The sequence below is a fragment of the Palleronia marisminoris genome (genome assembly GCF_900172315.1).
Classification (GTDB): domain Bacteria; phylum Pseudomonadota; class Alphaproteobacteria; order Rhodobacterales; family Rhodobacteraceae; genus Palleronia; species Palleronia marisminoris.
In genome coordinates this window covers 212,056-237,718 of sequence record NZ_FWFV01000002.1, presented here as the reverse complement: position 1 = coordinate 237,718, position 25,663 = coordinate 212,056, and the positions used below count along the sequence as shown (strand labels likewise).

31 protein-coding genes are annotated in these 25,663 nt (G+C 66.2%); 15 read left to right on the top strand and 16 right to left on the bottom strand.

Translation table 11 applies throughout. The features are described from left to right. Positions 1 to 3: 3 nt before the first annotated feature. From PAM7066_RS04820 to PAM7066_RS04785, 8 genes are all read left to right on the top strand, one after another. Positions 4 to 204 carry a DUF1737 domain-containing protein gene (locus PAM7066_RS04820; protein WP_085853008.1) on the top strand — a complete coding sequence of 67 codons (201 nt, stop codon included), beginning with the start codon at positions 4 to 6 and terminating at the stop codon, positions 202 to 204. A 239-nt stretch (positions 205 to 443) separates the two neighbouring features. Next, positions 444 to 833, top strand: coding sequence for a succinate dehydrogenase, cytochrome b556 subunit (gene sdhC / locus PAM7066_RS04815; protein ID WP_085853007.1), 390 nt, complete (start codon positions 444 to 446; stop codon positions 831 to 833). A 10-nt stretch (positions 834 to 843) separates the two neighbouring features. Next, positions 844 to 1,236, top strand: coding sequence for a succinate dehydrogenase, hydrophobic membrane anchor protein (locus PAM7066_RS04810; RefSeq protein WP_085853006.1), 393 nt, complete (start codon positions 844 to 846; stop codon positions 1,234 to 1,236). A gap of 14 nt (positions 1,237 to 1,250) precedes the next feature. Beyond that, positions 1,251 to 3,053, top strand: coding sequence for a succinate dehydrogenase flavoprotein subunit (gene sdhA, locus PAM7066_RS04805; RefSeq protein WP_085853005.1), 1,803 nt, complete (start codon positions 1,251 to 1,253; stop codon positions 3,051 to 3,053). Between the two features lie 146 nt (positions 3,054 to 3,199). Beyond that, positions 3,200 to 3,388 (top strand): hypothetical protein, encoded by a 189-nt coding sequence (locus PAM7066_RS04800; RefSeq protein WP_085853004.1) that lies wholly within the window; start codon positions 3,200 to 3,202, stop codon positions 3,386 to 3,388. Beyond that, positions 3,376 to 3,648, top strand: coding sequence for a hypothetical protein (locus tag PAM7066_RS04795; protein ID WP_085853003.1), 273 nt, complete (start codon positions 3,376 to 3,378; stop codon positions 3,646 to 3,648). The genes PAM7066_RS04800 and PAM7066_RS04795 overlap by 13 nt, the downstream gene beginning before the upstream one ends. Then, on the top strand, positions 3,645 to 3,953 hold the full coding sequence (locus PAM7066_RS04790; protein WP_085853002.1) for a hypothetical protein: 309 nt from the start codon (positions 3,645 to 3,647) through the stop codon (positions 3,951 to 3,953). Before PAM7066_RS04795 ends, PAM7066_RS04790 begins: the two co-directional genes overlap by 4 nt. A 21-nt stretch (positions 3,954 to 3,974) precedes the next feature. Continuing rightward, entirely contained in the window at positions 3,975 to 4,754 is a 780-nt protein-coding gene (locus PAM7066_RS04785) for a succinate dehydrogenase iron-sulfur subunit (RefSeq protein WP_085853001.1), read from the top strand. A gap of 73 nt (positions 4,755 to 4,827) precedes the next feature. On the opposite strand, the gene PAM7066_RS04780 is transcribed toward PAM7066_RS04785, so the two are convergent. Next, the gene (locus tag PAM7066_RS04780) at positions 4,828 to 5,139 is read right to left on the bottom strand and encodes an H-NS histone family protein (RefSeq protein ID WP_085853000.1); all 312 of its coding nucleotides are present in this window, start codon (positions 5,137 to 5,139) and stop codon (positions 4,828 to 4,830) included. An 820-nt stretch (positions 5,140 to 5,959) separates the two neighbouring features. On the opposite strand from PAM7066_RS04780, the gene PAM7066_RS04775 reads away from it, so the two are divergent. The 6 genes from PAM7066_RS04775 (at position 5,960) to PAM7066_RS04750 (ending at position 12,090) form a co-directional block, all read left to right on the top strand. After that, on the top strand, positions 5,960 to 7,330 hold the full coding sequence (locus PAM7066_RS04775; RefSeq protein ID WP_085852999.1) for a 1-acyl-sn-glycerol-3-phosphate acyltransferase: 1,371 nt from the start codon (positions 5,960 to 5,962) through the stop codon (positions 7,328 to 7,330). Positions 7,331 to 7,438: 108 nt separating this feature from the next. Next, on the top strand, positions 7,439 to 8,695 hold the full coding sequence (ccrA, locus tag PAM7066_RS04770; protein ID WP_085852998.1) for a crotonyl-CoA carboxylase/reductase: 1,257 nt from the start codon (positions 7,439 to 7,441) through the stop codon (positions 8,693 to 8,695). A gap of 125 nt (positions 8,696 to 8,820) precedes the next feature. Continuing rightward, a complete protein-coding gene (locus PAM7066_RS04765; protein WP_085852997.1) occupies positions 8,821 to 9,009 on the top strand; it encodes a hypothetical protein in 189 nt (62 codons plus the stop codon). 44 nt (positions 9,010 to 9,053) lie between these two features. Next, positions 9,054 to 9,788: a helix-turn-helix transcriptional regulator gene (locus PAM7066_RS04760; protein WP_085852996.1), complete on the top strand. Its 735-nt coding sequence runs from the start codon at positions 9,054 to 9,056 to the stop codon at positions 9,786 to 9,788. 88 nt (positions 9,789 to 9,876) lie between these two features. Then, positions 9,877 to 10,512, top strand: a complete 636-nt coding sequence (locus PAM7066_RS04755; protein WP_085852995.1) for an acyl-homoserine-lactone synthase — start codon at positions 9,877 to 9,879, stop codon at positions 10,510 to 10,512. Between the two features lie 42 nt (positions 10,513 to 10,554). Next, positions 10,555 to 12,090: an ATP-dependent DNA helicase gene (locus PAM7066_RS04750; protein WP_085852994.1), complete on the top strand. Its 1,536-nt coding sequence runs from the start codon at positions 10,555 to 10,557 to the stop codon at positions 12,088 to 12,090. Here PAM7066_RS04750 and PAM7066_RS04745 read toward each other — a convergent pair. From PAM7066_RS04745 to trpS, 15 genes are all read right to left on the bottom strand, one after another. After that, positions 12,081 to 12,833: a TIGR02186 family protein gene (locus PAM7066_RS04745; RefSeq protein WP_085852993.1), complete on the bottom strand. Its 753-nt coding sequence runs from the start codon at positions 12,831 to 12,833 to the stop codon at positions 12,081 to 12,083. The two genes, PAM7066_RS04750 and PAM7066_RS04745, sit on opposite strands and share 10 nt — an antisense overlap. Next, positions 12,833 to 13,744 (bottom strand): sulfite exporter TauE/SafE family protein, encoded by a 912-nt coding sequence (locus PAM7066_RS04740; protein WP_085852992.1) that lies wholly within the window; start codon positions 13,742 to 13,744, stop codon positions 12,833 to 12,835. Before PAM7066_RS04740 ends, PAM7066_RS04745 begins: the two co-directional genes overlap by 1 nt. A 72-nt stretch (positions 13,745 to 13,816) precedes the next feature. Continuing rightward, positions 13,817 to 14,623: a purine-nucleoside phosphorylase gene (locus tag PAM7066_RS04735; RefSeq protein ID WP_085852991.1), complete on the bottom strand. Its 807-nt coding sequence runs from the start codon at positions 14,621 to 14,623 to the stop codon at positions 13,817 to 13,819. Positions 14,624 to 14,626: 3 nt separating this feature from the next. Next, complete coding sequence (locus tag PAM7066_RS04730) at positions 14,627 to 15,592, bottom strand: ABC transporter permease (RefSeq protein ID WP_085852990.1); 966 nt, start codon at positions 15,590 to 15,592, stop codon at positions 14,627 to 14,629. Between the two features lie 30 nt (positions 15,593 to 15,622). Continuing rightward, positions 15,623 to 16,729, bottom strand: coding sequence for an ABC transporter permease (locus tag PAM7066_RS04725; protein ID WP_085852989.1), 1,107 nt, complete (start codon positions 16,727 to 16,729; stop codon positions 15,623 to 15,625). Next, positions 16,729 to 18,315, bottom strand: a complete 1,587-nt coding sequence (locus PAM7066_RS04720; RefSeq protein ID WP_085852988.1) for an ABC transporter ATP-binding protein — start codon at positions 18,313 to 18,315, stop codon at positions 16,729 to 16,731. The genes PAM7066_RS04725 and PAM7066_RS04720 overlap by 1 nt, the downstream gene beginning before the upstream one ends. A gap of 66 nt (positions 18,316 to 18,381) precedes the next feature. After that, a complete protein-coding gene (locus PAM7066_RS04715) occupies positions 18,382 to 19,377 on the bottom strand; it encodes a BMP family lipoprotein (RefSeq protein ID WP_085852987.1) in 996 nt (331 codons plus the stop codon). 166 nt (positions 19,378 to 19,543) lie between these two features. Continuing rightward, complete coding sequence (locus PAM7066_RS04710; protein WP_085852986.1) at positions 19,544 to 19,951, bottom strand: GNAT family N-acetyltransferase; 408 nt, start codon at positions 19,949 to 19,951, stop codon at positions 19,544 to 19,546. Next, positions 19,948 to 20,535: a tRNA (adenosine(37)-N6)-threonylcarbamoyltransferase complex dimerization subunit type 1 TsaB gene (tsaB, locus tag PAM7066_RS04705; RefSeq protein WP_085852985.1), complete on the bottom strand. Its 588-nt coding sequence runs from the start codon at positions 20,533 to 20,535 to the stop codon at positions 19,948 to 19,950. The genes PAM7066_RS04710 and tsaB overlap by 4 nt, the downstream gene beginning before the upstream one ends. After that, positions 20,528 to 21,088 (bottom strand): NifU family protein, encoded by a 561-nt coding sequence (locus PAM7066_RS04700; protein WP_085852984.1) that lies wholly within the window; start codon positions 21,086 to 21,088, stop codon positions 20,528 to 20,530. The genes tsaB and PAM7066_RS04700 overlap by 8 nt, the downstream gene beginning before the upstream one ends. A gap of 73 nt (positions 21,089 to 21,161) precedes the next feature. Next, positions 21,162 to 21,881 carry an acetyltransferase domain-containing protein gene (locus PAM7066_RS04695; RefSeq protein WP_090928744.1) on the bottom strand — a complete coding sequence of 240 codons (720 nt, stop codon included), beginning with the start codon at positions 21,879 to 21,881 and terminating at the stop codon, positions 21,162 to 21,164. Beyond that, a complete protein-coding gene (locus PAM7066_RS04690) occupies positions 21,878 to 22,330 on the bottom strand; it encodes a universal stress protein (RefSeq protein WP_085853290.1) in 453 nt (150 codons plus the stop codon). Before PAM7066_RS04690 ends, PAM7066_RS04695 begins: the two co-directional genes overlap by 4 nt. After that, positions 22,330 to 23,238 carry a branched-chain amino acid aminotransferase gene (locus PAM7066_RS04685; protein WP_085852982.1) on the bottom strand — a complete coding sequence of 303 codons (909 nt, stop codon included), beginning with the start codon at positions 23,236 to 23,238 and terminating at the stop codon, positions 22,330 to 22,332. The genes PAM7066_RS04690 and PAM7066_RS04685 overlap by 1 nt, the downstream gene beginning before the upstream one ends. Positions 23,239 to 23,311: 73 nt before the next feature. Beyond that, positions 23,312 to 23,785, bottom strand: coding sequence for a VOC family protein (locus tag PAM7066_RS04680; protein WP_085852981.1), 474 nt, complete (start codon positions 23,783 to 23,785; stop codon positions 23,312 to 23,314). A 90-nt stretch (positions 23,786 to 23,875) separates the two neighbouring features. Further along, the gene (gene trpS / locus PAM7066_RS04675; RefSeq protein ID WP_085852980.1) at positions 23,876 to 24,895 is read right to left on the bottom strand and encodes a tryptophan--tRNA ligase; all 1,020 of its coding nucleotides are present in this window, start codon (positions 24,893 to 24,895) and stop codon (positions 23,876 to 23,878) included. 76 nt (positions 24,896 to 24,971) lie between these two features. Here trpS and PAM7066_RS04670 point away from each other — a divergent pair, with 76 nt between their 5' ends. Continuing rightward, positions 24,972 to 25,661 carry a rhomboid family intramembrane serine protease gene (locus PAM7066_RS04670; RefSeq protein WP_245749592.1) on the top strand — a complete coding sequence of 230 codons (690 nt, stop codon included), beginning with the start codon at positions 24,972 to 24,974 and terminating at the stop codon, positions 25,659 to 25,661. Positions 25,662 to 25,663 lie beyond the last annotated feature (2 nt).

Here is a 25,663-nt window from a genome sequence, read left to right as displayed (position 1 = left end):
CCGATGATCTACAGACTGCTGACCGCCGACGATACGTCGGCCTTCTGCCACAAGGTGTCCGAGGCCCTCGCAAAAGGGTGGGAGCTTTACGGCAGCCCGTCCTATGCCTACGATTCCCAGAACAACGTTATGCGCTGCGCTCAGGCCGTCGTGAAGCACGAACACGCGCCATACTCTCCTGACCTCAAGCTCGGTCAGCAGTGACGGCGCCACATGAGCCCGGGCCAGCGCGCGGAACGCTACGGAACACGATTTCCGTTCTGAGCGGTCGCTCGGCTCTCATCGTGATCACATGCCGAGTTGGTGTGATCGCAAATCCGCCTGTTAGCGTGTATGCGTCGCGATGACCGGGGGCGGGGTCGTGACACTTGCATCAAAATACGTAACTACGGGGTAACAGCTGCCCTCTATGGAACAGGGCGCCGCGCCAAGAAGGGAATGCCATGGCCGATGTGAACCGCGGAAATAGACCGCTGTCGCCGTTCATGCTGGGCAAGTACTATCGCTTCCAGCTCAATTCCGTGACCTCGATCATGACCCGGGTGACCGGTAATGCCCTCTTGCTGGGCGGTCTGCTGGTGACGTGGTGGCTGCTTGCCGCCGCGGCCGGGCCCGTGGCCTTTGCGCGGGCCGACTGGGTGCTGACCTCGTGGATCGGGGACATCGTGATGTTCCTGTCGCTCTGGGCGCTGTGGTACCACGCGCTCGCGGGCCTGCGGCATCTTTACTGGGACACTGGCCGCGGCTTCTCGCTCGACCAGGTTCGCATCATGGGGTGGGGCATCATCGGCGGCTCGGTCGTGCTCACCATCTTCACCGCACTCATCATCTGAGGCCCGCGCAATGCCCGAGACGCCCAGCGACCATTCGCACCTGACAAACCGCAAGCGCGCCGAAGGCCTCGGCTCCGCCAAGCGGGGCACCGAGCATTACTGGGGCATGATCCAGTCCTCGGTCGGCCTGCTGATCCTCGTCCCCCTCTTCATCTTCACCTTCGGGCCGATCCTGGGGGAAAGCTACGAAGAGGTCGTCCTCTACTATTCCCGCCCGTTCCCCGCCATCGTCGCCGCCCTGACGATCGTGGTGAGCTGGCTGCACTTCAAGAACGGCGCCCAGACCGCGATCGAGGATTATCTGCGCGGCACGACCCGCAAGGTCTTGATCATGGCGGTGAACGCCGTGGCCTATGTCGCCATCGCAGCGGGGCTCTTCGCCCTGGTCGCGCTGGTGCTTTGAGAAGGAGCTGACACATGGCTGCCTACGAATACGAGACGCATAACTACGACGCCATCGTCGTCGGCGCCGGCGGCTCTGGCCTGCGCGCAACGCTGGGCCTGGCCGAGCAGGGACTTCGCACAGCCTGCGTCACCAAGGTCTTCCCGACCCGCTCGCATACCGTCGCGGCGCAGGGCGGCATCGCCGCGTCGCTCGGCAACATGGGCCCGGACAACTGGCAGTGGCACATGTACGACACAGTGAAGGGGTCGGACTGGCTCGGCGACACTGACGCCATGGAATATCTCGCGCGCGAGGCCCCCAAGGCGGTCTACGAGCTCGAGCATTACGGCGTGCCGTTCTCGCGCACCGAGGAAGGCAAGATCTACCAGCGGCCCTTCGGCGGCCACACCACCGAATTCGGCGAAGGCCCCCCGGTGCAGCGTACCTGCGCCGCCGCCGACCGCACGGGTCACGCCATCCTGCACACGCTGTATGGCCAGTCGCTGAAGCAGAAAGCCGAGTTCTACATCGAGTACTTCGCCATCGACCTGCTGATGAGCGATGACGGCCGTTGCCAAGGCGTCGTCGCCTGGTGCCTCGAGGACGGCTCGATCCACGTCTTCAACGCCAAGATGACGGTTCTGGCCACGGGCGGCTACGGCCGCGCCTATTTCAGCGCCACCTCGGCCCATACCTGCACCGGCGACGGCGGCGGGATGGCGGCGCGCGCGAACCTGCCGCTGCAGGACATGGAGTTCGTCCAGTTCCACCCCACCGGCATCTACGGCGCCGGCTGCCTCATCACTGAAGGCGCACGGGGCGAGGGCGGCTACCTCACCAACTCCGAGGGCGAGCGCTTCATGGAGCGCTACGCCCCAACCTACAAGGACCTCGCCAGCCGCGACGTGGTCTCGCGCTGCATGACGATGGAGATCCGCGAGGGCCGCGGCGTCGGCAAGGACAAGGACCACATCCACCTGCACCTGAACCACCTGCCCAAGGAGGCGCTGCACGAGCGTCTGCCCGGGATCTCGGAAAGCGCCAAGATCTTCGCGGGCGTGGACGTCACGAAAGAGCCGATCCCGGTTCTTCCGACAGTCCACTACAACATGGGCGGCATCCCGACCAACTACTGGGGCGAGGTGCTGAGCCCGACTTCTGCAGACCCCGACCGGATCGTTCCGGGCCTGATGGCTGTGGGCGAGGCCGGCTGCGCCTCGGTCCATGGCGCGAACCGGCTGGGCTCGAACTCGCTGATCGACCTCGTCGTGTTCGGCCGCGCCGCTGCCATCAAGGCGGGAGAGGTCGTGAATCCCGAGACGGCGCCGGCGCCGGTGAATGCGGCTCAGGTCGACAAGGCGCTCGACCGTTTCGACAGCCTGCGCTACGCCAAGGGCTCGGTCCCGACGGCCGAACTGCGCAACGAGATGCAGCGGGCTATGCAGGATGATGCCGCCGTCTTCCGCACCGACGAAACGCTCGCCCACGGGGTCGAGAAGATGTACGACGTGGCTGGAAAGATGGACGACCTCAAGGTCACCGATCGCTCGCTGATCTGGAATACCGACCTGATGGAAACGCTCGAACTCACGAACCTGATGCCGAACGCCTTGGCGACCATCGTCTCGGCCGAGGCACGCAAGGAAAGCCGCGGAGCCCACGCGCAAGAGGACTATCCGGACCGCGACGACGAGAACTGGCGCAAGCACACGCTGGCGCGGGTGAACGGCAAGGTCGAACTGGACTACCGCCCCGTCCACCTGAACCCGCTGATCGGGCACAACGAGGGCGGCATCGACCTCGACCGCATCAAGCCGAAGGCACGGGTCTACTGATGCGCGTGCCGGCTCTCGCTCAGGCGCTCGCTCTTCCGGTCCCCGCGGTTGCGGGACGCTGTGAGGGATCGGGCGCCTCCGGGCGGGCGGTGCCGAGATGCGGCGTACCGGCTGCATCCGGCGAGATGTGCGTGCCGAGCGGTCCAGTGGCCATCCGCGCCGACGTGAAGTGCGGCAGCATCTTCTACGAGGTGGTCCGCAAGCGGGGCCCTGTCGAACGCGACCGGGGGCGGCGCTGCTCGTACCTCACGCGCCCGAGCGACAGCGTGTTCTCCAGCGGTTCGAGCTACGTCATCAAAAGTCACGAGCGGGCGGGCTTCGGATGCGTATTCTGATTGCGGCGCCCCTCCTACTCGCGGCCTGCGGGCCTCCGTCGCCCGAGGCGGCGTACCGCGCCTGTGCCGCGCGCGCGCAAGCCGCGGCCGGACCCCAGGGCGCGGCCGAGATCGGCGTGGGCAGCGGCGGCGTCGCCACCGGCCTGTCGCTTTCGGTTACCAGCGATTACCTGCGCGGCCGCAATCCCGAGGACGTCTACGACGCCTGCATCCGTGCGCGAACGGGGGAGGGGCCCACGCGCCCCCTGGTATTGCGATGATCCGGGCGGCACTGATCCTGTCCCTGGTCGCTGGCTGCGTCCCGATGAGCGGCGAAGAATTGACCCGCTCGGCCGCCCGATCGGTCGTGACGCGATCCATCGCCACGCGCTATCCCGACCTGCCGATCGAGCCGGTGCTCGACTGCGTGATCGACAACGCCACCCAATCCGAGCTGATCGGCCTGGCCTCAGACAGTGTGACCGGCCCTACAGCCTCGACGTCCGCCACCATCGCCGCGATCGCCAGCCGTCCCGCAACGCTGGCATGCCTGACGCAGTCCCAGGCCTTCGCCCTTCCGACATGATTCCGCATCCGAGGAATTGACATGGTTCAACTGACGCTTCCCAAGAACTCGACCATCCGCACCGGCAAGACGTGGCCCAAGCCCGAAGGTGCGGCGAATCTCAAGCAGTTCGACATCTATCGCTGGAGCCCGGACGACGGCGAGAACCCGCGAGTAGACACCTATTTCGTCGATCTCGACGGGTGTGGGCCGATGATGCTTGACGCGCTCATCAAGATCAAAAGCGAAATCGACCCCACGCTGTCGTTTCGACGGTCGTGCCGCGAGGGGATCTGCGGCTCTTGCTCGATGAATATCGACGGCGTGAACACGCTCGCATGCATCTATGGTATCGACGAGGTTGGCGGGACGGTGAAGATCTACCCGCTGCCGCATTTGCCGGTGGTGAAGGACCTGATCCCAGATCTGAGCCATTTCTACGCACAGCACGAAAGCGTCATGCCGTGGCTCGAAACCTCGTCGAGCACGCCGCAGAAGGAATGGCGCCAATCGATCGACGACCGGAGGAAGCTCGACGGGTTGTACGAGTGCATCATGTGCGCCTGCTGTTCGACGTCGTGCCCGTCCTATTGGTGGAACGGCGACAGGTATCTCGGCCCGGCCGCATTGCTCCACGCCTATCGCTGGATCGCCGACAGCCGTGATGAAGCAACGGGAGAGCGGTTGGACGAACTGGAAGATCCGTTCAAGCTGTATCGTTGCCACACGATCATGAACTGCGCGCGGACCTGTCCCAAGGGACTGAATCCTGCAAAAGCCATCATGGAGATAAAGAAGCTGATGATCGAGCGCGCGGTCTAAGCTTCCGGCAGGACAAAAGAAAGAGGCCGTCCGGATCGCCGGGCGGCCTTTTCGTTTCGGACGAGCGTCTGGATCAGATGGCGAAATTCTCCAGGTTGCGCCCTTCGTCCAGAGCCGCCTTGACCCAGCCGGGTTGCCGGCCCCGACCCGACCAGGTCTGGCGCGGATCTTCGGGGTTCCGGTATTTCGGCGGGTTCTTCTTTCCGCTTTTCTTCTGTGCGGACAAGAGGTCATCGAGGCTGAATCCGTGGTCGCGGGCGGCCTTTTCCGCAGCGGCCCGCGCTTCGGCCTTTTTGCGGTCGTCATGTGTAGCGAGGGCGCGATCGACGTCCTGCTTCAGCGTGAGCAATTCGTCACGTGACATCGATTCCAGATCTTTCGACATGCAGCGCATCCTTTGCAAATCAGGTTTATCTGCATTCGATATGATCGAATGCAGCCCAGGTGCAACTCAATTCTTCGAACTCCACATGATGTCCGCACGCGATTTGGCGGGTCGCCGCTATTTCTCAGCGATGTGCCGAGGTCGGCTAAACTCACGATCATCATCAATGACCCGGTTCATTGCGGAATCTTGGGGTTTGAAGCCACGCGACCCATTCGGCGGGCACGCGTTCGGTATCCGCTTAGATTAGAGTTCCACCGCCAACGTCGTGGATGTCGATGTACTTCTCAGGGAGCAATGACATGACTGTAAACGGCACACGGCAACCTGGACGAAAGAGCCGAGGGCCGTATGGATGCTCTTCGAACACGTGTCTGCCAATGTCGCGTGGGGCAGGAGAATTCCGGTCAGGCGATTGCCGCAACGTTAAGTGAGGGCGGCCATCTGTTGGAGGTCAGACGTGGAACTTCGATCTTAGATCACTGCGCCGCCGTAGGTCGTTCCATTCGCCGTCTCAAGCCCGTATCTGCCTGTGATCTGGCGCAGCTACGCCCGCGCTAGTTGAAACAATCCGCGGTTCTTGTGCTTGAAGGTGCGATTGCGGTCAGAGACGCCCTCCATTCTTGAGAGGCGGTTTCGATGGCAATGTCTCACTGCATTCTCAGGGACTGTTGATCCCAGGGAAGGTTGGATCTCCGTATCGCACGGTTGCGGGGCGACCTCGCGTCGCTCCAAGATGCAGCGCCTGCAAGACACGCATTGCAGTTGCAGCATCCGTGCCATCTTCCCTAAGCTCGCTGGTTACGGCAAGCGGAGTGCAATGTCCGATTCCGTGACCCTACCGTTCTGGCTATTCGTGGTGATCCTGCTGTTCGCGGCGATCACGGCGCTCAGCCATGTCTTCATACCGCCCGTCCGCTGGTTCCTGCGGCGGCGGCTGGAGCGGGCCGTGGCCCGGCTGAACCGGCGGCTGGTCCTGCCGATCGAGCCGTTCAAGCTGCTCCGGCGGCAGGATACGATCCTGCGCCTGTCCTATGATCCCGCGGTCATCGAAGCGGTCCAGGCCCACGCAGCCGAGACCGGTATCCGCGAAGACGTGGCCCATTCCACCGCCCGTAGCTACGCGCGCGAGATCGTCCCCTCGTTCAGCGCCTCGGCCTATTTCGGTTTCGCCACGCGGGCAGCTCGGTGGTTGTCCACGCGGCTCTTCGATGTCGAAGTCTCGCGCGCCGAAGATGCCGTGATCCGGTCCGACGCGACCGTGGTCTTCGTGATGAACCACCGCTCGAACATGGACTACGTGCTGGTCACGTACCTGGCCGCCGAGCGGTCGGCCCTTGCCTATGCCGTCGGCGAATGGGCGCGGATCTGGCCGTTGTCGCGTCTTCTGCGCGCGATGGGTGCCTATTTCATCCGGCGCCGGTCACGCAATCCGCTCTACAGGCGGGTATTGGCGCGCTACGTGCAGATGGCAGTCGCGGGCGGTGTCACACAGGCGATCTTCCCCGAGGGCGGGCTCAGCCTTGACGGGCGGGTGGGAGCGCCGAAGCTGGGGCTATTGAGCTATATCTGCGACGGCTACGACCCCGCTGCGCGCGAGATCGTCTTTGTTCCTGTGTCGCTGAACTACGACCGGGTGCTCGAGGACAACATCCTACTGGCGGCCGGGCGCGAGGGGACGCGCCGGTTCCGCGGCTCTTTCCCGACGGCGACCGGGTTCGCCCTGCGGTGGCTATACCGCCGACTGAGGGGGCGGGTACGAAAGTTCGGCGTCGCCGCGGTAAGTTTCGGCGCGCCGATCCCGTTGTCCGACTATGGCCGCGATCCCGACGTTCCGAAGTTGGCGCGGGATATCATGGCGCGCATCCGGTCGAACGTGCCCGTGCTTGCGGGGCCCCTGGTTGCCGCCGCGCTGCTCGACGGCAACCAGACGCGCAGCGAGATCCTGGAGGCGGTCCTTGCCCGGGTGGCCGCGTGTGAGGCGGCTGGCCACTTCGTCTGCCTCGGTGGACCTGCGGACCACGCGGTCGAGCGGATGCTGCAAATGTTCGTCCTGCGCCACATGGTTCGGCGGACCGGAGAGCAGGTCGAGGCCACCGAACGGGGCCACCGTGTCCTGCCCTTCTACGCCGCGGCCGTGCCAAGCGGGGATGCAGCGCCGCAATACCGTCCGGAAGACCGCGAGACATAAAGTTGCCCACAATGCGGCCACTCGCATTGCTTCATTGCTCGTCACCCAATATTTCGGTGGGGCCGCAAGGCGTTCGAGGGTGTCAATCCAGCCGAGGGTGGCGAATCAATGACCAAGACCGACGCGCGGGAACTCTACGATGTAGGGGAAATCCCGCCCTTGGGTCACGTTCCCGCGCAGATGCACGCCTGGGTTATTCGCCGCGACCGGCACGGCGAGCCCGAGCAGGCGTTCCAGCCCGAGGTGGTGGATACGCCGCGGCCGGATGGCCACGAAGTGTTGGTCTTCGTGATGGCGGCCGGGGTGAACTACAACGGTGTCTGGGCCGGGCTAGGCGTTCCGATCAGCCCGTTCGACGTCCACGGAGCCGAGTTCCACATCGCCGGATCCGACGCCAGCGGCATCGTCTGGGCGGTCGGCGACAAGGTCAAAAGCTGGAAGGTCGGCGACGAGGTTGTCATCCACTGCAACCAGGACGACGGCGACGACGAGGAATGCAACGGCGGCGATCCGATGTTTTCTCCCAGTCAGCGGATCTGGGGCTACGAGACGCCGGACGGCTCGTTCGCCCAGTTCACGTGCGTGCAGGCCCAGCAGCTCATGCCGCGGCCCAGGCACCTGACGTGGGAGCAGTCGGCCTGCTACACCCTCACTCTGGCCACTGCCTATCGGATGCTGTTCGGCCACCACCCGCACGAGTTGAAGCCGGGGCAGAACGTGCTCGTCTGGGGGGCTTCCGGCGGCCTCGGCTCCTACGCGATCCAGCTGATCAACACCGCCGGGGGGAACGCGATCGGCGTGATCTCGGACGAGGACAAGCGGGACTTCGTCATGGGGTTGGGCGCGAAGGGTGTCATCAATCGCAAGGATTTCGACTGCTGGGGTCAGCTTCCGACGGTGAATTCCGACGGCTACAAGCGCTGGCTCGCCGAGGTCCGCAAGTTCGGCACGGCCGTGTGGGAGATCACGGGCAAGGGCGTCAACGTGGACCTGGTGGTCGAACATCCGGGTGAGGCGACATTCCCGGTCTCGACCTTCATCTGCAAGAAGGGCGGCATGGTTGTGATCTGCGCCGGGACCACGGGCTACAACCTGACCATGGACGCCCGTTACATCTGGATGCACCAGAAGCGCGTCCAAGGGTCGCACTTCGCGCATCTCAAGCAGGCCGCGGCCGCGAACAAGTTGATGATCGAACGCCGGCTGGACCCCTGCATGTCCGAGGTCTTTGCATGGGCCGAGGTTCCGGCGGCGCATACCAAGATGCGAAAGAACCTGCACAAGCCCGGAAACATGGCGGTTCTGGTGTCTTCCCCGAAGACCGGGCTCAGGACGATCGACGACGCGATCCACGCTCGAAGCTGAGCTTCGCCTCTCCTGCCTTCCGACCTCCCCCATATTGGTGAGGTTCGCTCCGTGCACGAAACATTAAGGTAGAAATGAACAGGCCGCGGTTAAGCGTTCGTTAGGCATTTCAGGAGAGTTTCGCTATGAAACAAGATTGGATGATCCAGGTTTTGAATGACCTGCGGGAGTTCGCGGCGCTCAACGGTCTCGAGGACCTCGTGTCGAAGCTCGACGAGACCACGGTCGTGGCGCGGTCGAGCCTGGGACGCGGTGAAAGCAAGTCGCGAAGCGTCTCCGCCGGGCCTGCAGGTCGGAGCGTCAAGCTCGCCTGAGGCATATTCGAACGAGGGCTCCGTCTGTGCAATGGAGGGAGCCGATGCTCTTGGAGATACTGTCGCCTGACGACGCGGTCGCCGCCGCGATCGAGGACATGGACGGGGCAAGGAGCATCCCGGAACTCGAAACTCGGATCGCGCAGGTTCGGGACGAGATCAGAGCTACCCATCTGCTCTATCACTGGGTGAACACGGGTGGCGAGTTGGTCGGCGCCGGAACCTACACCCACGCGTGGCGCGCGCATTACATGGCCGAAAACTTCCAGGCGGTGGACCCGGTAATCCGGGCGGCCTCGCAGGGCTTCCACGCCTTCGAATGGGCGCATCTCGACTGGAGCGGGAAGCGCGCGCAGAAGCTGGCCGCGGATGCCCAACGCTTCAGTCTTGGCAACAATGGCCTGACCATTCCCATTCACGGACCGCGCGCCCAATTTGCCCACCTCACGGTCACGCTCGAAGGCAGCCAGGAAGATTGGGATCTGTTCAAGGATCGCACCGGCCGCGCCCTGATTCTGCTGGGGCATTTCGTTAATCGAAAGGTGCTCGAGGTCTGCGGATACCTCGACACGTCCGAAGAAGTGTCATTGTCCCCGCGGGAAACGGATGCGCTGAAATACCTGGCGATGGGAATCAGTCGCGCTCGGGTCGCGGACCAGCTGGGCATCTCCGAGCATACCTTGCGCGTCTATATCGAAAGCGCACGGCACAAGCTGGGCGCCGCGAACACCACCGGGGCTATCGCCAAGGCGGTCCGCCTGGGCCTTATCCTTACCTGATGGTTAACCCGGGGCGCGGCGGCACCCGGAACGCTTAACCGCTCCTGGGCTGAATGGGGACATTCCAGCCCGCCCAGGAGACACCCCGATGATCCGCTACCTCTACGCCACCGAGCTCGCCAACCACCCCGTCCTCGCCGACAGCATGTTCCGCGACCGCGCCGCGCAGTTCCACGACCGCATGGGCTGGGACGTCACCGTGGACGAGAATGGCCACGAGCGCGACCAGTACGACGTGCTGAACCCGCTCTACGTGATCTGGGAGCAGCCCGACGGCACCCATGGCGGCTCAATGCGGTTCCTGCCCACCACCGGCCGCACGATGGTGAACGAGCATTTCCTGAACCTCACCGACGGTGTCCGCATCGAGAGCCCGCTGATCTGGGAATGCACCCGGTTCTGCCTGGCGCCCGACGCCTCGCCTCGTGTTTCGGCCGCGTTGATGCTTGCAGGCGGCGAAATTCTCCGCGGATTCTACCTGGATCACTTCGTCGGTGTCTTCGACGCACGGATGATTCGCGTCTACAAGATGCTGGGCGGGTCGCCCGACATCCTGGGCATGTCCGGCGACGGCCCGGACGCCATCGGCGTCGGCCTGTGGGAGTTCACGGGTTCCGCCCATGCCAAGCTGATGCGCCGGGCGGGCATCACGGCCGAGCAGTCGGAGGCATGGTTCCACGCGGCCTTCCGTGAACCCGGTGGGACCACGTTGAAAGCCGCCTGACGGGCCTAGGCACGGCCTCCGGCAGCGGATAAGCCGGAGGCCATGGCCGAGCCTCTTCCCGTTCTCTCACCCGACCAGGCCCGTGCCGAGGCGATGGTCGGCGACCTTCTCCGCAGCGCAGGCGTCGATCTGGCGAATACCAAGCTGACCCCGCTGCAAGAGGGCCGCTCGTCCGTCATGGGCGTGACCGGCAAGGCCGGCTCGGGCAAGACGATGCTCCTGTCGACCCTCTACCGCGCTCTGTCCGATGCCGGCGTCAAGGTGATCTCGGGCGATTACGAGGCACGGCGGCGGCGCGATCACCGCACCCTCGCGATCCTGTCGCCCACGAACAAGGCCGCGAGCGTCCTGCGCAGCCGCGGCGTCCCGGCCACCACGATCCACCGCATCCTCTACACCCCCGTGTATGCCCCGGAATACGAGCGCATCGCCGAGTGGCTGTCGGGGCAGGGTGACCGCCCCGAGGTCGAGATCGAGGGCATGACCGAACAGGCGCTGGACCGCGCCTACGCCTTCTATCAGCAGATGAACTCGGTCCCCGGCGCTTTGGCCGCCGCGGGCCTGCGCGGATCGGACTTCATCTCGGGCTGGAAGCGGCGGGACGAGCCGCTGGACATCGGGATGGTCGATGAATCCTCGATGCTCGACAAGCGCCAGTTCGAGGATCTGCAAGAGATCTTTCCCACGCTCCTTCTCTTCGGCGACCCCGCGCAGCTTGCCCCTGTGCAGCAGTCCGGCAGCATGGTGTTCGACGATCTGCCGCCCGAGCGTGTCGTGCATCTCAGCCGGGTTCACCGGCAAGAAGCGGGCAACCCGATCCTCGACCTCGCCCACGCGCTCGCCGATCCCGACCTCACCTTCGAGGCGTTCGAGAAGATGGTCGAGGACGCCGCCGCCAAGGATGACCGCGTCGTCATGGCGGGCCGGGTCGAGGCCGCCAAGATGGCGCGCTCCCCCGTGCTCGTCTGGCGCAACGCCACGCGGATCCGCCTGATCCACGCCTTCCGTGCTGCCTACGGCGCCCCCGCCGACGCGCTGCTGCCGGGCGAACCGCTGATCTGCGACGGGATCGAGCTGCCCCTGAAGCACCGCAAAAAGCGCATCGACCTCGAGGCGCGGGGCCTCATCAAGGGCGCGCAGGTGATCTACCTGGGCGAGGGGAAGAAGCCGGGCTTCTCGCGCCTCCACGTCGTCGGCGCACCTGATCCGCGGGTCAACGTCGCCTCGATCGTCAAGATCGAGATGCCGGACGAGGAAGAACCCTTCATCCCCTTCGCCGCCCGCATGGGGGCCGCGTTTCTGCACGGCGCCGCCGTCACGATCCACAAGGCGCAAGGGTCGCAATGGCCCGAGGTTCAGGTCTTTGCTCCCGACCTCTGGGCCGCCGCGCGGGTCGGCCGGGTCGAGGCCGGGCAGCCCCTGTGGAAGCGTCTCGCCTATGTGGCGATCACCCGGGCCGAAACGCGCCTGTTCTGGGTGATGCGCAATCGCCTCGCGCGTCCGCCTGACGCATTGTCCATCGACGATCTGAACGCGACGCCCGCTCCGCTGACGCTGGAGCCGGACGATCAGGACTGAATGTAGCGGAACACGGCCGAAGCGCCCCAGCCCGCGGCGATCGCGATGGCGAGGGACAGGAACCCGTAGGCCAGCGGCTGTTCGTGCGCGAGGGTATAGAGGAACCTCTCCAGCCCGACTTTCTCAACATAGATCGTCTGTGACGATTGGGTGACGACCTCTCCGTCCGAGGTGAGGAACAGGCGGGCTGTGTAGACGCCCTCGACCAGGTTTGCCGGCAGGATGAAGGACGTGTTGAACAGCGTCTCTTCGCGCACCGTCACCGCATCGATATTGGTCTGGTAGAGGCCGTTTTCTTCCCGGATGCGGATCAGCGCTTCGGTGAAAGCGAGGCTGTCGGAGATGTCGGGTGGCGCGCCGACCGAGCGGATGGCCTCGCCCACCGTGATCTCGTGCCGCAGGTCTGCAGTGAAGTTCAGGATACGCTCCAGCGGGGCCGAGGTGTTCACCGCATAGAAGCTGGGGGCGGCATCGACCTCGACCGAGCTGCGATTCACCCAGATGGGACCGACTCGGTCCTTGCGGCGGACGGTCAGCGGAACCCGCGGCCCCTCCAGCGTGATGATGACGCCGCTGTCCGGGTCTGATGGATTTGCACCCTGCTTCAGCGCGCCGAACAGAAGGATCTCCGAGCCGTCAAAATTCGTGGAGATCGAGATGCGGTTCTGGCTGAGCCCGGCCACGATCTCCTGCGCCGGGACGGGCAGGGCAAAGAGGATGAGGGCGAGGACGAGCCGGACCATCACGCCCCCGCCAGCCCGATGGAATAGAGCTCGTCCGGGCGCAGCAGCAGGTCCAGCGCCAGCTTTCCGCAGACCGCGAGGACGAGGGCGGCCAGCAGAATGCGCAGCTGCTCGGCCTTCAGGCGGGACCCCATCCGGGTGCCGACCTGCGCGCCGACGACGCCACCGAACAGCAGTAGCAGCGCCAGCATCATGTCCACGCTGTAGTTCGTCGTGGCGTGCAGCAGGGTGGTGAAGGCGGTCACGAAGATGATCTGGAACAGCGACGTCCCGATCACGACTTTGGTCGGCATTCCCAGCAGGTAGATCATCGCCGGGACCATGATGAACCCGCCGCCCACGCCCATGACCGCGGCGAGCACGCCGACCGCCATCCCCACGAGCACCGGCGGGATCACGGAAATATAAAGGCCTGAGGTCCGGAACTTCACCTTCAGCGGCAGCGCATGGATCCAGTTGTGCCGCCGCCGCGGCTGCCGCTTGCCCGAGCGGGACGAGCGGATCGCGTTGAGGCTTTCGATGAACATCAGCCCGCCGATGATCCCGAGAAACACGACATAGCAAAGGTTCACCAACAGATCGACCTGGCCCAGCTGGCGCAGCATGGTGAAGATCCACACTCCGACGGCCGATCCCGCAAGGCCACCCGCCAGAAGCACGCATCCCATCCGGAAATCGACCGTGCGCCGCTTGATATGGGCAAGAACGGCGGACATCGACGATGCCACGATCTGGTTCGCAGAGGTCGCCACCGCGACCGCCGGCGGGATGCCGACGAAGAACAGCATCGGCGTGATCAGAAAACCTCCGCCCACGCCGAACATGCCCGACAGGATGCCGACCACGCCCCCGATCCCGAGGATCAGGAACGCGTTGACCGAGACTTCGGCGATGGGAAGGTAGATCTGCAAGGGCGCGCCTCGTGCCGTCGATGCCTATCCCTGTCTCACGATCCGTCAGGCCGCGCCAGACATAGCGGAACCCTAGAAAGCGGCGAGCGTCCGCCGGATCACGGTTTCCAGCTTGGCGGCCCCCAGCGGCGCCATCTCTTTCGTATGCGCATGGCCGATCTTCTCTGCCGATAGCCCCGCCGCCATGTTGGTGATCGCCGAGATCGCCGCCACGCGCAGCCCCAGGTAGCGCGCGAGGATCACCTCGGGCACGGTGGACATGCCCACGGCATCGGCCCCCAGCGTGCGGATCGCCCGGATCTCGGAGGGGGTCTCGAACGAGGGGCCGGAATACCAGGCATAGACGCCCTCGAAGGCCGGCGTTCCCGTGTCCAGCGCCGCGCGGCGCAAGAGGCGGCGCAAGTCCGGATCGTAGGCGTCGGTCATCGGAACGAAGCGGCTGTCGGTCGGTTCGCCGATCAACGGGTTCAGGCCCGAGAAGTTGATGTGGTCCGAGAGGATCATGATCGACCCCGTCGCCATCTCGGGGGCCAGCGATCCCGCCGCATTCGTCAGGATCAGCGTGTCGGCCCCCAGCGCCGCCAGCACCTCCAGCGGCAGGCGCATCGCCCGCGGGTCGCCCTTTTCGTAATAATGCGCCCGCCCGCCAAGAACGGCGACCCGTTGCCCCTCGAGCGTGCCGATCGTCAATTCGGGAGAGTGTCCCGAGACGCCGGCATGGGGGAAGCCCGGAAGCTGATCGTAGGGGATCGACACGCCGTCGACCGCCTGCGCGACATGGCCAAGCCCCGACCCCAGGATCAGGCCCAGCTTGACCGGCTCGGCCCCGGCGCGGTCCTGGATGAAGCGGACGAGGTCGGCGGTTTCGCGGTCGGGCATGGATCAGCGCTCCTTGATGTAGGGTTCGCCGCCGGCGCGCGGCGGGGTGGCCCGTCCGACGAACCCGGCCAGGATCACGACGGTCAGGATGTAGGGCAGGGCGAGGACGAAGGCGTTGGGGATCTCGATCAGGCCGAGGTCCAGCGTCGAATACCGGTTCGACAGCGCCTGCAGGAACCCGAACAGCAGGCAGGCGAACAGCGCATACCACGGCCGCCACTTGGCGAAGATCAGCGCCGCCAGCGCGATGAAGCCCCGCCCCGCCGTCATGTCCTTGGTGAAGCCGGCGGCCAGCCCGGTGGCCAGGTAGGCGCCCGCCAACCCGCATAGCAGGCCTGCGATCAGCACCGCCGCATAGCGCAGCCGGTTCACCGAGACGCCGGCCGTGTCCACCGCACCCGGATTCTCGCCCACGGCGCGCAGGCGCAACCCGAACCGCGTGCGGAACAGCACCCACCACGTCGCCGGCACCGCAAGGAACCCGACATAGACCAGGATCGTGTGCCCCGACAGCGCATCGGCATAAAGCGGCCCCAGGAACGGCACACCCGACAGCGCCTCGGCAAAGGGCAGGTCGAGCGTGTCGAACCGCGCCTCGCCGGTCAGGGCCGGGGTGCGCGAGCCCTGCTGAAACCAGTCCTGCGCGATCAGCACCGTCATCCCCGCGGCAAGGAAGTTGATCGCCACGCCCGAGATCAGCTGATCCCCCCGGAAAGTGATCGAGGCGACCCCGTGGATCAGCGCGAACACCATCGACGCCGCAATCCCGGCCAGCATCCCCAGCCAGACGTCCCCTGTCAGCGCGGCCACGGCGGCCGAGAAGAACGCCGCGACCAGCATCTTCCCCTCCAGCCCGATGTCGACGATGCCCGACCGCTCGCTGAACAGCCCCGCAAGGCAGGCCAGCAACAGCGGCGTGGCCAGCCGGATGGTGGAATCGAGGATCTGGATGATGTCGAAAAAGCTCATGTCAGGCCTCTCTGCGCCCTGTGGCGACGGTCATTCGGCGGGCACGCCGGGCTTTGGCTTGTTGCGGAACCTGAGGAAGCTCTTCTCCAGCGGCCCCCGCACCATCCCGTCAAGCGCGCCTGTGAACAGGATCACCAGCGCCTGGATCACCACGACCATCTCGCGCGGCACGCTCGTCTCGAACTCCAGCTCGGCCCCACCCTGGTAGAGCGCCCCGAACAGGATCGCCGCCAGCAGCACGCCCACCGGGTGCGACCGCCCCATCAACGCCACCGCGATGCCGACGAAACCAGCGCCCAGCACGTTGTCCTGCAGCAGCCGCTCCTGCTCGCCCATTACGGCGTTGATACCCATCAACCCGGCCAGCGCCCCCGAAATCAGCATGGTCAGCATCGTGATCCGCAGCGGAGAGATGCCGGCATAGCGTGCCGCCGGCTCGGAATGCCCGAAGGCCCGGATCTCGTAGCCCAGCCGCATCCGCCACAGCAGCAGCCATACGCCCCAGCAGGCGATCAGTGCCACGAGGAAGCTGATGTTCAGCGGCGTGCGAGAGAAGGGGATGCCGACCACCGCCAGAATTTCCTGCGCCGAGGGCAGGCGCGCGCCCTCGGGAAAGCGCACCGTCTCGGGCGCCATGCCCGGCGCCTTCAGTGCGCCCACCAGCAGGTAGACCAGCAGCGCCGAGGCGATGAAGTTGAACATGATCGTCGTGATGACGATGTGGCTGCCGCGCTTGGCCTGCAGGTAGCCCGGGATTGCCGCCCAAGCGGCCCCGAACAGCGCGCCGCCGACGATCGCGGAAGGCAACGCCAGCGTCCAGTGCGGCCACGGCACCGCAAGGCAGACGAGTGCCACGCCCAGGCTGCCCAGCTGCGCCTGCCCCTCGCCGCCGATGTTGAACAGCTTGGCGTGGAAGGCGATCGCGACGGCGAGGCCGGTGAACACGAAGTTCGTCGCGTAATAAAGGGTGTAGCCCCAGCCATAGGTCGATCCGACGGCGCCCCTGACCATGATCGCCAGCGCCTCGAACGGGTCCTGTCCGATCAGGCTGACGACAAGGCCCGACACGATCAGCGCAAGCGCGAGGTTGATCGCGGGGATCAGGCCGACATCGGCCCATTTGGGAAGCTTCTGCATCAGCCGGCCTTTCCGCTGGACTGCGCCAGGTTCTGTTCGATCTCGTCGTGCGAATGCTCGTGTTCGGTATCCGTGATGCCGGCCATCAGGAGGCCAAGCTCGCGCTCGTTCGTGTCCGCGGGCAGCCGCTCGCCCATGATCCGCCCGTCGAACATGACGGCGATCCGGTCCGACAGCGACATGATCTCGTCCAGCTCGACCGAGACGAGAAGGATCGCCTTTCCCTGGTCACGCAGGGCGACGATCTGCTCGTGGATGAACTCGATCGCGCCGATATCTACGCCGCGGGTGGGCTGGCCGACCAGCAGAAGGTCCGGCTCGCGCTCCAGCTCGCGGGCGATGACGATCTTCTGCTGGTTCCCGCCCGAGAAGTTGCGCGCCGTGTGCCAGCAATTCGCCGGCCGCACGTCGAACTTCGCGATCTTGGCCTCGGCATCCTCGCGCAGGGCGTGGTTGTTCATCAGCGGCCCGCGATTGTAGCGCGGATCGTCGTGATAGCCGAAGCCGACATTCTCCCATGCGTAGAAATTCATGATGAGGCCCTCGGTCTGGCGGTCCTCGGGGACGTGACCGACGCCGACGCGGCGCCGCGTACGCGCATCCGATCCGGCCCCGGCAAGCGGCAGCGGCGCGCCGTTCAGCAACACCTCGCCGGTGCCTTCACGCATGCCGCCCAGCACTTCCAGAAGCTCGGACTGGCCGTTCCCGGCCACGCCGGCGATCCCGAGGATCTCTCCGCGTTTGACCTCAAGCGATATCTTGCGGACCCGTTCGACCCCGGATTCGTCCACGACTTGCAGATTTCGAACCTCGAGGACTGTCTCGCCCGTCTTGGCCGGCGCCTTGTCCACCTGCAGCAGGACCTTGCGGCCGACCATCAGCTCGGCCAGTTCCTCGGGGTCGGTCTCGGCGGTCTTGACCGTCGCCGTCATCTCGCCGCGCCGCATGACCGAAACCGTGTCCGTCACTTCCATGATCTCGCGCAGCTTGTGGGTGATCAGGATGATCGTCTTGCCCTCGCGCTTGAGCCCTTCGAGGATGCGGAACAGGTGGTCCGCCTCGGATGGCGTCAGCACGCCGGTCGGCTCGTCGAGGATCAGGATGTCGGCCTGACGGTACAGCGCCTTCAGGATCTCGACTCGCTGCTGCATCCCGACGCCCAGGTTCTCGATTCGGGCATCGGGGTCGACATGCAGCTCGTATTCGTCCGAAAGCTGCTTCAGAAGCTTGCGCGCCCGCCCCAGCGACGTCTTCAGCAGCGCGCCCTCTTCGGCGCCGAGCACGATATTTTCCAGCACCGTGAAGTTCTGCACCAGCTTGAAATGCTGAAACACCATTCCGATGCCGGCGCGGATCGCGGCCTGGCTGTCGGGGATGTCGACCTTGTTGCCGCGGACGTGAATCTCGCCCCGGTCGGCCTTGTAGAAGCCGTAGAGGATCGACATGAGCGTCGATTTCCCCGCGCCGTTTTCGCCGATGATGCCGTGGATCGTCCCGGGCATCACCCGCAGGTCGATGTCCTTGTTGGCATGGACGGGTCCGAAGGACTTCGAGATGCCGCGAAGCTCGATGGCGGGGTCGCTCATGGCGGTTCCTCTGAAATGGATAGGGCCCCGCGCCGAAGGCACGGGACCCGCCTTGTCATCGACCGATCAGAACGTCAGCGCGGGGCAGCTGTCGTCCTCGGTATAGTCGTGGACCTGGATCTCTCCCGAGGCGATCTGCTGCCTGGCTTCGTCGACCCGCTGCTGCATCTCGTCGGTCACGAGCTCTTCGTTGTGCTCGTCCATGGCGACGGCCACGCCCTCGTCCTCGAGGCCCTTGACCTGCACACCCGGCTGGATTTCCTCACCGGCCTGGAAGGCGTCGTAGACGGCGTTGTCGACCCGCTTGACCATCGAGGTCAGCATGGTGCCGGGGTGGAGGTGGTTCTGGTTGCTGTCCACGCCGATGGCCAACGCGTCCTCGTCGGCGGCGGCCTGAAGCACGCCGACGCCGGTGCCGCCAGCAGCCGCGAACACCACGTCCGAGCCCTGGCTGATCTGCGAACGCGCAAGTTCGCCACCCTTCACCGGGTCGTTCCACGCGGCGGGAGTCGTGCCCGTCATGTTCGAGATCACCTGGATATCGTCACTGACCGCCTTCGCGCCCTGGGCATAGCCGCAGGCGAACTTGCGGATCAGCGGCACGTCCATGCCGCCCACGAACGAGACGGTGCCGCTCTCGGACGCCATCGCCGCCATCATGCCCACGAGGTACGAACCCTCGTGCTCGGAGAACACGATCGACTGCACGTTGGGCTGGTCGACCACCGCGTCCACGATCACGAAGTCGGTGTCGGGGTAGTCGGGGGCCACCTGCTCGAGCGTCGAGGCGTTGGCGAAGCCCAGCACGACGACCGGGTTGGCGCCACGCTCGGCCATGCGGCGCATGGTCTGCTCGCGCTGCGCTTCCGAGGCAAGCTCGGTCTCCATGTACTCGCCACCGGTCTCTTCGACCCAGCGCTGGGCGCCGGTATAGGCGCTTTCGTTGAAGGATTTGTCGAACTTGCCGCCAAGGTCGATGATGAGGCCAGGCTCCGCCAGCGCGGCGCCGGCCGAAAGGGCCGTGGCGGCAGCGGCCGTGAGAAATTTCTGCATGAGGGTCATCGGTCGGGAACTCCCTTTGGTATTCGGGACGGCCCCGCCGACCGGAACCGCGCCCCTTGTTGATTGAGTGATAAGGCCGAAGGCCCGTTCGAGGGTCAAGGGAGTCGCGGGTCAATTCCGCACTTGCATGCAGCAGACGCCGAGATTCCGGGCATGTGACGGCGCGTCATAGGGACCGGGACATCACGATGGCGGCAACGTGTGGAGTGACCTCTGTATAGTACCCGGCGCGCCGCCCGACCTCGGCGTAGCCATCCAGGGCATAGAGTGCGCGGGCCGCCTCGTTGGTTTCGGCGACCTCGAGGTAGCTCGTGACCGCTCCGAGCCGCGCCGCCGCCTCGTGATACGCCGCGAGAAGCGCCCGACCGATCCCGTTGCGCCGGGCATCCGGCAGGACGGCGATCGTCAGAAGCTCTGCCTCGTCCGCGGCGATCCGGCCGAGGGCGAATCCCTCGGCGCGGGTGCATTCGATCGCGCCAGGCATGAGGCGCAGCACGCCGATCTCGTGCGCGGCCCACGGCCGGGGCAGCGTCATCGCGGCGGCATGCAGCCGGGCGAGGGCATCGTTCGTCATCTGACGGGGGGAACCGGCCGCGCCGGGGCGGCGTCCGCGTCGCGTATGTAAAGCGGAGCGGGGCGGGCGATGGCCCCGCCGCCGTTCAGCCGAGCGGCGGCCAGTCGCGCGATCCGGGCGGCGGCCGTGGACCAGTCGATGTCGCCGCCAGCCGACTCGTGCGGCTCTTCGGCCAACCACGGCGCGCCCTGCGGCGCGCCATCCTCGACCCATTGCAGGTAGAACGCCCCGCGGGGCGCCGCGATATGCGCCAACGCCCGGCCGTCGACCCCTTCGGCCAGAAGATCGAAGCCCGAGACGCCGACGGCCGGCACCCCGGCCCCCAGCGCCAGCCCGCGCGCAGCCGACACCGCCACGCGGATCCCGGTGAAGTTGCCCGGCCCGATCCCGACTCCGATCGCGTCCAGATCCGCGAGCGCCACGCCCGCCCGGTCCAGCAACACGGCCACCATGGGCATCAGCCGCTCGGCCTGCCCACGGGGCATCTCCTCGAACGCCTCGGCCACGATCTGCCCCCCAGACAGCAAAGCGGCCGCGCAATGCGCGGCCGATGTGTCGAAGGCAAGGATCGTCCGGTCAGGCAACCGGGCGCACCTCGACCACCTCGGGAATGTAGTGCCGCAGCAGGTTCTCGATCCCCATCTTCAGCGTCAGCGTGGACGAGGGGCACCCGGCGCAGGCACCCTGCATGTGCAGATAAACCACACCCCGGTCGAAGCCGTGGAACGTGATGTCGCCACCGTCCTGCGCTACGGCCGGACGGACGCGGGTGTCGAGCAGTTCCTTGATCTGGACGACGATCTCCTGATCGGGGCCGGTGTGCTCGGCATGGCCCGAGGCGTGGTCGGACTCGCCCGACATAACCGGCTGGCCGGACTGGAAATGCTCCATGATCGCGCCGAGGATCGCGGGCTTCACGTGATCCCACTCGGTCGCGTCGGTCTTGGTGACGGTCACGAAGTCATTGCCGAAGAACACGCCGCTGGTGCCCTCGATGTCGAAGATGCGGCTGGCGAGGGGCGAGTTTCCGGCCGCCTCGCGCGTCGGAAAGTCGGCGGTCCCGGTCTCGAGCACCGTTTGCCCCGGCAGGAACTTCAGCGTCGCGGGGTTCGGCGTGGATTCGGTCTGGATGAACATGGGGCGCACTCCTTCGGGGGCTTGCACCCTATATGCGGGATCGTCGCCGCGGGGTCAAGGACTTGGAACGATTCTAAACTAGCCCGACCTGCCGCGCCGCCATGAGCAAACCGAACAGGATCGGCTGGTGCAGCAGGTAGATCGCAAGGCTGTGCCGCCCCATCAGCGCCAGCAGGTCGGGCGCCACGGGCGAGCGCGGCGTGGGCACGAACGGCGCCGCGGCGACGCCGGCCAGCATCGCCGCGAACCACGGGAAGATCGGCTCGTAGTCGAAGGACGGGATCGGCGTCGGGTCCAGCCCCAACGGGTAGAGCAGGGGCCCCGAGAACGCCTCGGACTGCACCGCGAACGGCACGAGGAACACGACGACCGCCAGCACCGCCGGCACCCATGCCGGCGCCCGCAGGAAAGGCAGGGCCAGCACCGAGAACACCGCGATCGCGTGCAGGATGCCGAACGTCACCGGCGTCCCCATGCCGACCCACGTCCCCACCGTGACGGCCACCGCCGCCGCCGCCAGAAGAGCCAGCCGTCGCCCGAAGGCCCGCCAGCGGATGCCGCCCGAAGCGGACAATGCGAGCGACAGGCCCGACAGGGCGATGAAGCTGGCGGCGATCAGGATGGCGAAGCCGCGCCAGTGGGGGGCCGACGACACCCGCCACTCCACGATGCCGAACAGCGACAGGTCGAAGCTGGCGTGGTAGACGACCATCGCCACCAGAGCTGTGCCGCGCGCCCGGTCGATCCATGCGACGCGTTGCGGCGGAGCGGCCGACACGGGCGCAGATGTCACGTGATGGCCTCGAGCTGATCCTTGCTGAGGCTGCCCGGCACGATGGTCAGCGGCACCGGCAGCCCGCCCGCCCCGCGCGACAGCTGCGTCACGAGGGGGCCGGGCCCGTTTTCGACGCTGGCCCCGAGGACGAGGACACCGATCGCCTCATCCTCGCGCACCTGGGCGAGGATCTGTGCGACGGCCTCACCCTCGCGCACCACAAGCTCGGGGAAGACGTTCTGCCGGTCGCGCATCCACTTGGCGAAGACCTCGTAATGGGCCTCGATCCGCTCGCGGGCTTCCTCGCGCATCAGGTTGCCGACGCCCAGCCAGTGCTGGAACTCGTCGGGCGGGATGATCGACAGGATCGTGACGCCGCCGCCCGTCTTGGCCGCCCGCATCGCGGCGTAGCGCATGGCATTCAGGCATTCGCGGCTGTCGTCCAGGATGACGAGGAACTTGCGCATCATGACCCTCCGAGGCGATCTTGTCCGAGGGGCCGGCCCGTGTCCACGTCCGTCTCGGACAGCGCCCAGTCCCAGTAGAGCTGCCGGGCCCGCTTCGCGATGGGGCCGACCGCGTAGGTCGTGTCGTCGAACGCGGTGACGGGGGTGATCTTGGACATGTTGCCGGTCAGGAAGACCTCGTCGGCGGCGCGGACATCGTCGAAGGTGACGACGGTTTCCACAACTTCGACCCCGTCGCGGCGCAGCAGGTCGATATGGCGTGCGCGCGTGATGCCGGCCAGGAAGGTGCCGTTCGGGATGGGGGTGAAGACCACGCCGTCCTTGGCGAGGAACACGTTGGCCGTCGCGGTTTCCGCCACGTTGCCAAGCGCATCGGCGGCCAGCGCATTGCCGAACCCCTTGGCCTGCGCCTCGCGAAGCATGCGCGCGTTGTTGGGGTAGAGGCAGCCTGCCTTGGCGTTGACCACCGCGCTTTCCAGCACCGGGCGGCGGAAGCGCGTGGTCGTCAGCGTCGTCGTCGCGTCCTCCGAAGCGAGCGGGATGGACTCGAGGCAGATCGCGAAGCCGGTGGTCTCGCCCGGAGCGATCGCGCCCGGCGCGGCGTCGATCGCCCAGTACATCGGCCGGATGTAAAGCGCCGCGTCAGCCGGATACAGCGCCAGCCCCTCGCGCACGATCTCGACCATGTCCGTGGCCTCCACCGTCGGCGTCATCATCAGCGCCTTGGCCGACCGGTTCACCCGCTCGCAATGGGCCAGCAGGTCAGGTGCCACGCCCCGAGCATAGCGGGCGCCGTCGAAGACCGACGAGCCGAGCCACGCCCCGTGATCGGCGGCGCGGATGATGGCGGGGTCGCCCTCGTGCCACTGCCCCTCGAACCAGGTCCTGATCTCCGTGCCGATCGCCATTCCCGCGCTCCCTCGTCTCGTCCGTGCCGCGCAGGGGTAGCGCGATTGGCCGGGGGGCGTCCAGATGGAGGCGTCAGGTCGACAGCAGGTCCTGCAGATCGAGCGGCCGCGTCACCATCGCGATCCGGCCCGCCTCGTCCCGTGGCCAGTCGGCTTGCGCGCGGTCCCAATAGAGTTCGACGCCGTTACCATCGGGATCGTCCAGATAGAGCGCCTCGCTCACCCCGTGATCCGAGGCGCCGGTCAGGGGCCAGCGCGCGTCGCGCAGGCGGTGGAGCGCATCGGCAAGCGCGGCGCGGGTAGGGTAGAGGATCGCGGCATGGAACAGCCCGGTATGGCCCGGCGGCGGAGGGGTTCCCCCGGCGCTGCCCCAGGTGTTCAGACCGATATGGTGGTGATAGCCGCCGGCAGACAGGAACACCGCCTGATCCCCGTAGCGCTGCGTCACCTCGAACCCCAAGACGTCCCGCCAGAAGCCGAGCGCGCGGTCGATATCCGCGACCTTGAGGTGGACGTGACCGATACGTGTGCCGGGGTCGATGCTCATGAGGGCCTCCTGTGCTGGCCCTGTGTATTTAGGAGCAAGCCCGTTCCCACGGCAGTCGCACGGGCGCACAACCTGCGTGCGCCCTCCGCGTCACCGGACGAGGCCGACAATCCGGTAGGTCTCGGCCAGGATCGGCGCCGCGATCTCGCGGGCACGCTCGGCCCCGCGGGCCAGGATGCGGTCGATCTCGGCGGGGTCCTCCATCAGGCGGGCCATCTCGGTCGAGATTGGCGCGAGCTTCTCGACCGCCAGGTCGGCAAGTGCGGGCTTGAACTCCCCGAAGCCCTCCCCGGCATGTTTCGCCATCACGTCGGCCACGCTGCACTCGGCGAGACCCGCGTAGATGTTGACGAGGTTCCGCGCCTCGGGCCGGTCCTTCAACCCCTCGTAGGTCTCGGGCAGGGGCTCGGCATCGGTCCGCGCCTTGCGGATTTTCTTCGAGATCGTGTCGGCGTCGTCGGTCATGTTGATCCGGCTGGCATCCGAGGGGTCCGACTTCGACATCTTCTTCGACCCGTCCCGCAGGGACATGACGCGGGTGGCGGGGCCTTCGATCACCGGCTCGATCAGGGGGAAGAACGCCGTGTCGTAGTCGTGGTTGAACTTGGTCGCGATGTCCCGCGTCAGCTCGACATGCTGCTTCTGGTCCTCGCCCACGGGCACGTGCGTCGCGTGGTAGATCATCATGTCCGCCGCCATCAGCGCGGGATAGGCGAACAGCCCCAGCGACGCGGCCTCGGCGTTCTTGCCGGCCTTGTCCTTCCACTGGGTCATCCGGCCCATCCAGCCCATGCGGGCCACGGTGTTGAAGATCCACGCCAATTGTGTGTGCTCGGGCACCTGGCTCTGGTTGAACAGGATGGATTTCTCGGGGTCGATGCCGCTTGCCAGGTAGCCCGCGGCCAGTTCGCGCGTGTTACGGGTCAGCGCGGCAGGGTCCTGCCACACGGTCATCGCGTGCAGATCGACGATGCAATACAGCGTCTGGTGCCCGCCGGCGTCCTGCGTTTCCACGAAGCGCTTGATGGCGCCGAGGTAGTTGCCCAGCGTCAGGCCGCCCGAGGGCTGGATGCCGGACAGGACGCGGGGGGTGAAGCTGGTCTCGGCCATGTGTGGGATCCGGGGCTTTTCCATTGGACCGGGACGGCTTACCGAGGGGGCCGGACCCCGTCAAGGAAGCTGCCCGATGTCCCTATCCGACCACAACTCCAACCCCTTCAACGCGCTGCCCCCGGTGGTCGTGGCGCTGGCCGTCGCGATCTTCGCGATCGAGCTGCTGTTCCAGGCCGGAACCATCGGCGTCGTCGGCGGCGCGCGCGGCGTCGGCCTCAGGATCGAGGCGCTGAACGGGTTCGCCTTTTCGCCGCAGCTTTGGGACCGGATGGTCGAGGTCGGGCAGTTCCCGCCGCGCCAGCTGCTGCGGCTGGTCAGCTATTCCTTTGTGCATCTGGGTTTCACCCACATGCTCTTCGTCGTGGTGTTCCTTCTGGCGATGGGCAAGCTCGTCGCCGAAAGCTTCGCCGCCTGGGCGGTGCTGGCGGTCTGGGCTGTGTCTTCCATCGCCGGCGCACTGATCTATGGCCTCGTGCCGAGGGTCGAGACGGCTCTCGTCGGCGGCTACCCGGCGGTCTACGGCCTGATCGGGTGCTACACGTTCCTGATGTGGACGGGCCTGGGCGCACTGGGCGAACAGCGCATCCGCGCCTTCACGCTGATCGCGTTCCTCCTGGGGATCCAGCTGGTCTTCGGCCTGTTCTTCGGCGGCTCGACCGCCTGGGTCGCCGACCTGTCGGGTTTCGTCGCGGGCTTCCTGCTGTCCTTCGTGGTCTCGCCCGGCGGGTGGGGCCGCGTCATGGCGAAGCTGCGCCAAAGGTAGGC

Excerpts from the sequence above, each read along its gene's own strand:
- PAM7066_RS04745 (WP_085852993.1), bottom strand. The coding sequence starts at position 12,833 with ATGGTCCGGCTCGTCCTCGCCCTCATCCTCTTTGCCCTGCCCGTCCCG.
- PAM7066_RS04775 (WP_085852999.1), top strand. The coding sequence starts at position 5,960 with ATGTCCGATTCCGTGACCCTACCGTTCTGGCTATTCGTGGTGATCCTG.
- PAM7066_RS04810 (WP_085853006.1), top strand. The coding sequence starts at position 844 with ATGCCCGAGACGCCCAGCGACCATTCGCACCTGACAAACCGCAAGCGC.
- PAM7066_RS04765 (WP_085852997.1), top strand. The coding sequence starts at position 8,821 with ATGAAACAAGATTGGATGATCCAGGTTTTGAATGACCTGCGGGAGTTC.
- PAM7066_RS04795 (WP_085853003.1), top strand. The coding sequence starts at position 3,376 with ATGCGTATTCTGATTGCGGCGCCCCTCCTACTCGCGGCCTGCGGGCCT.
- PAM7066_RS04700 (WP_085852984.1), bottom strand. The coding sequence starts at position 21,088 with ATGTTCATCCAGACCGAATCCACGCCGAACCCCGCGACGCTGAAGTTC.
- PAM7066_RS04725 (WP_085852989.1), bottom strand. The coding sequence starts at position 16,729 with ATGCAGAAGCTTCCCAAATGGGCCGATGTCGGCCTGATCCCCGCGATC.
- PAM7066_RS04730 (WP_085852990.1), bottom strand. The coding sequence starts at position 15,592 with ATGAGCTTTTTCGACATCATCCAGATCCTCGATTCCACCATCCGGCTG.
- PAM7066_RS04690 (WP_085853290.1), bottom strand. The coding sequence starts at position 22,330 with ATGCGCAAGTTCCTCGTCATCCTGGACGACAGCCGCGAATGCCTGAAT.
- PAM7066_RS04760 (WP_085852996.1), top strand. The coding sequence starts at position 9,054 with ATGCTCTTGGAGATACTGTCGCCTGACGACGCGGTCGCCGCCGCGATC.
- PAM7066_RS04710 (WP_085852986.1), bottom strand. The coding sequence starts at position 19,951 with ATGACGAACGATGCCCTCGCCCGGCTGCATGCCGCCGCGATGACGCTG.
- PAM7066_RS04750 (WP_085852994.1), top strand. The coding sequence starts at position 10,555 with ATGGCCGAGCCTCTTCCCGTTCTCTCACCCGACCAGGCCCGTGCCGAG.
- PAM7066_RS04820 (WP_085853008.1), top strand. The coding sequence starts at position 4 with ATGATCTACAGACTGCTGACCGCCGACGATACGTCGGCCTTCTGCCAC.
- trpS (WP_085852980.1), bottom strand. The coding sequence starts at position 24,895 with ATGGCCGAGACCAGCTTCACCCCCCGCGTCCTGTCCGGCATCCAGCCC.
- PAM7066_RS04685 (WP_085852982.1), bottom strand. The coding sequence starts at position 23,238 with ATGGCGATCGGCACGGAGATCAGGACCTGGTTCGAGGGGCAGTGGCAC.
- PAM7066_RS04790 (WP_085853002.1), top strand. The coding sequence starts at position 3,645 with ATGATCCGGGCGGCACTGATCCTGTCCCTGGTCGCTGGCTGCGTCCCG.
- sdhC (WP_085853007.1), top strand. The coding sequence starts at position 444 with ATGGCCGATGTGAACCGCGGAAATAGACCGCTGTCGCCGTTCATGCTG.
- PAM7066_RS04735 (WP_085852991.1), bottom strand. The coding sequence starts at position 14,623 with ATGCCCGACCGCGAAACCGCCGACCTCGTCCGCTTCATCCAGGACCGC.
- PAM7066_RS04680 (WP_085852981.1), bottom strand. The coding sequence starts at position 23,785 with ATGAGCATCGACCCCGGCACACGTATCGGTCACGTCCACCTCAAGGTC.
- ccrA (WP_085852998.1), top strand. The coding sequence starts at position 7,439 with ATGACCAAGACCGACGCGCGGGAACTCTACGATGTAGGGGAAATCCCG.
- PAM7066_RS04720 (WP_085852988.1), bottom strand. The coding sequence starts at position 18,315 with ATGAGCGACCCCGCCATCGAGCTTCGCGGCATCTCGAAGTCCTTCGGA.
- sdhA (WP_085853005.1), top strand. The coding sequence starts at position 1,251 with ATGGCTGCCTACGAATACGAGACGCATAACTACGACGCCATCGTCGTC.
- PAM7066_RS04755 (WP_085852995.1), top strand. The coding sequence starts at position 9,877 with ATGATCCGCTACCTCTACGCCACCGAGCTCGCCAACCACCCCGTCCTC.
- PAM7066_RS04780 (WP_085853000.1), bottom strand. The coding sequence starts at position 5,139 with ATGTCGAAAGATCTGGAATCGATGTCACGTGACGAATTGCTCACGCTG.
- PAM7066_RS04715 (WP_085852987.1), bottom strand. The coding sequence starts at position 19,377 with ATGACCCTCATGCAGAAATTTCTCACGGCCGCTGCCGCCACGGCCCTT.
- PAM7066_RS04785 (WP_085853001.1), top strand. The coding sequence starts at position 3,975 with ATGGTTCAACTGACGCTTCCCAAGAACTCGACCATCCGCACCGGCAAG.
- PAM7066_RS04670 (WP_245749592.1), top strand. The coding sequence starts at position 24,972 with ATGTCCCTATCCGACCACAACTCCAACCCCTTCAACGCGCTGCCCCCG.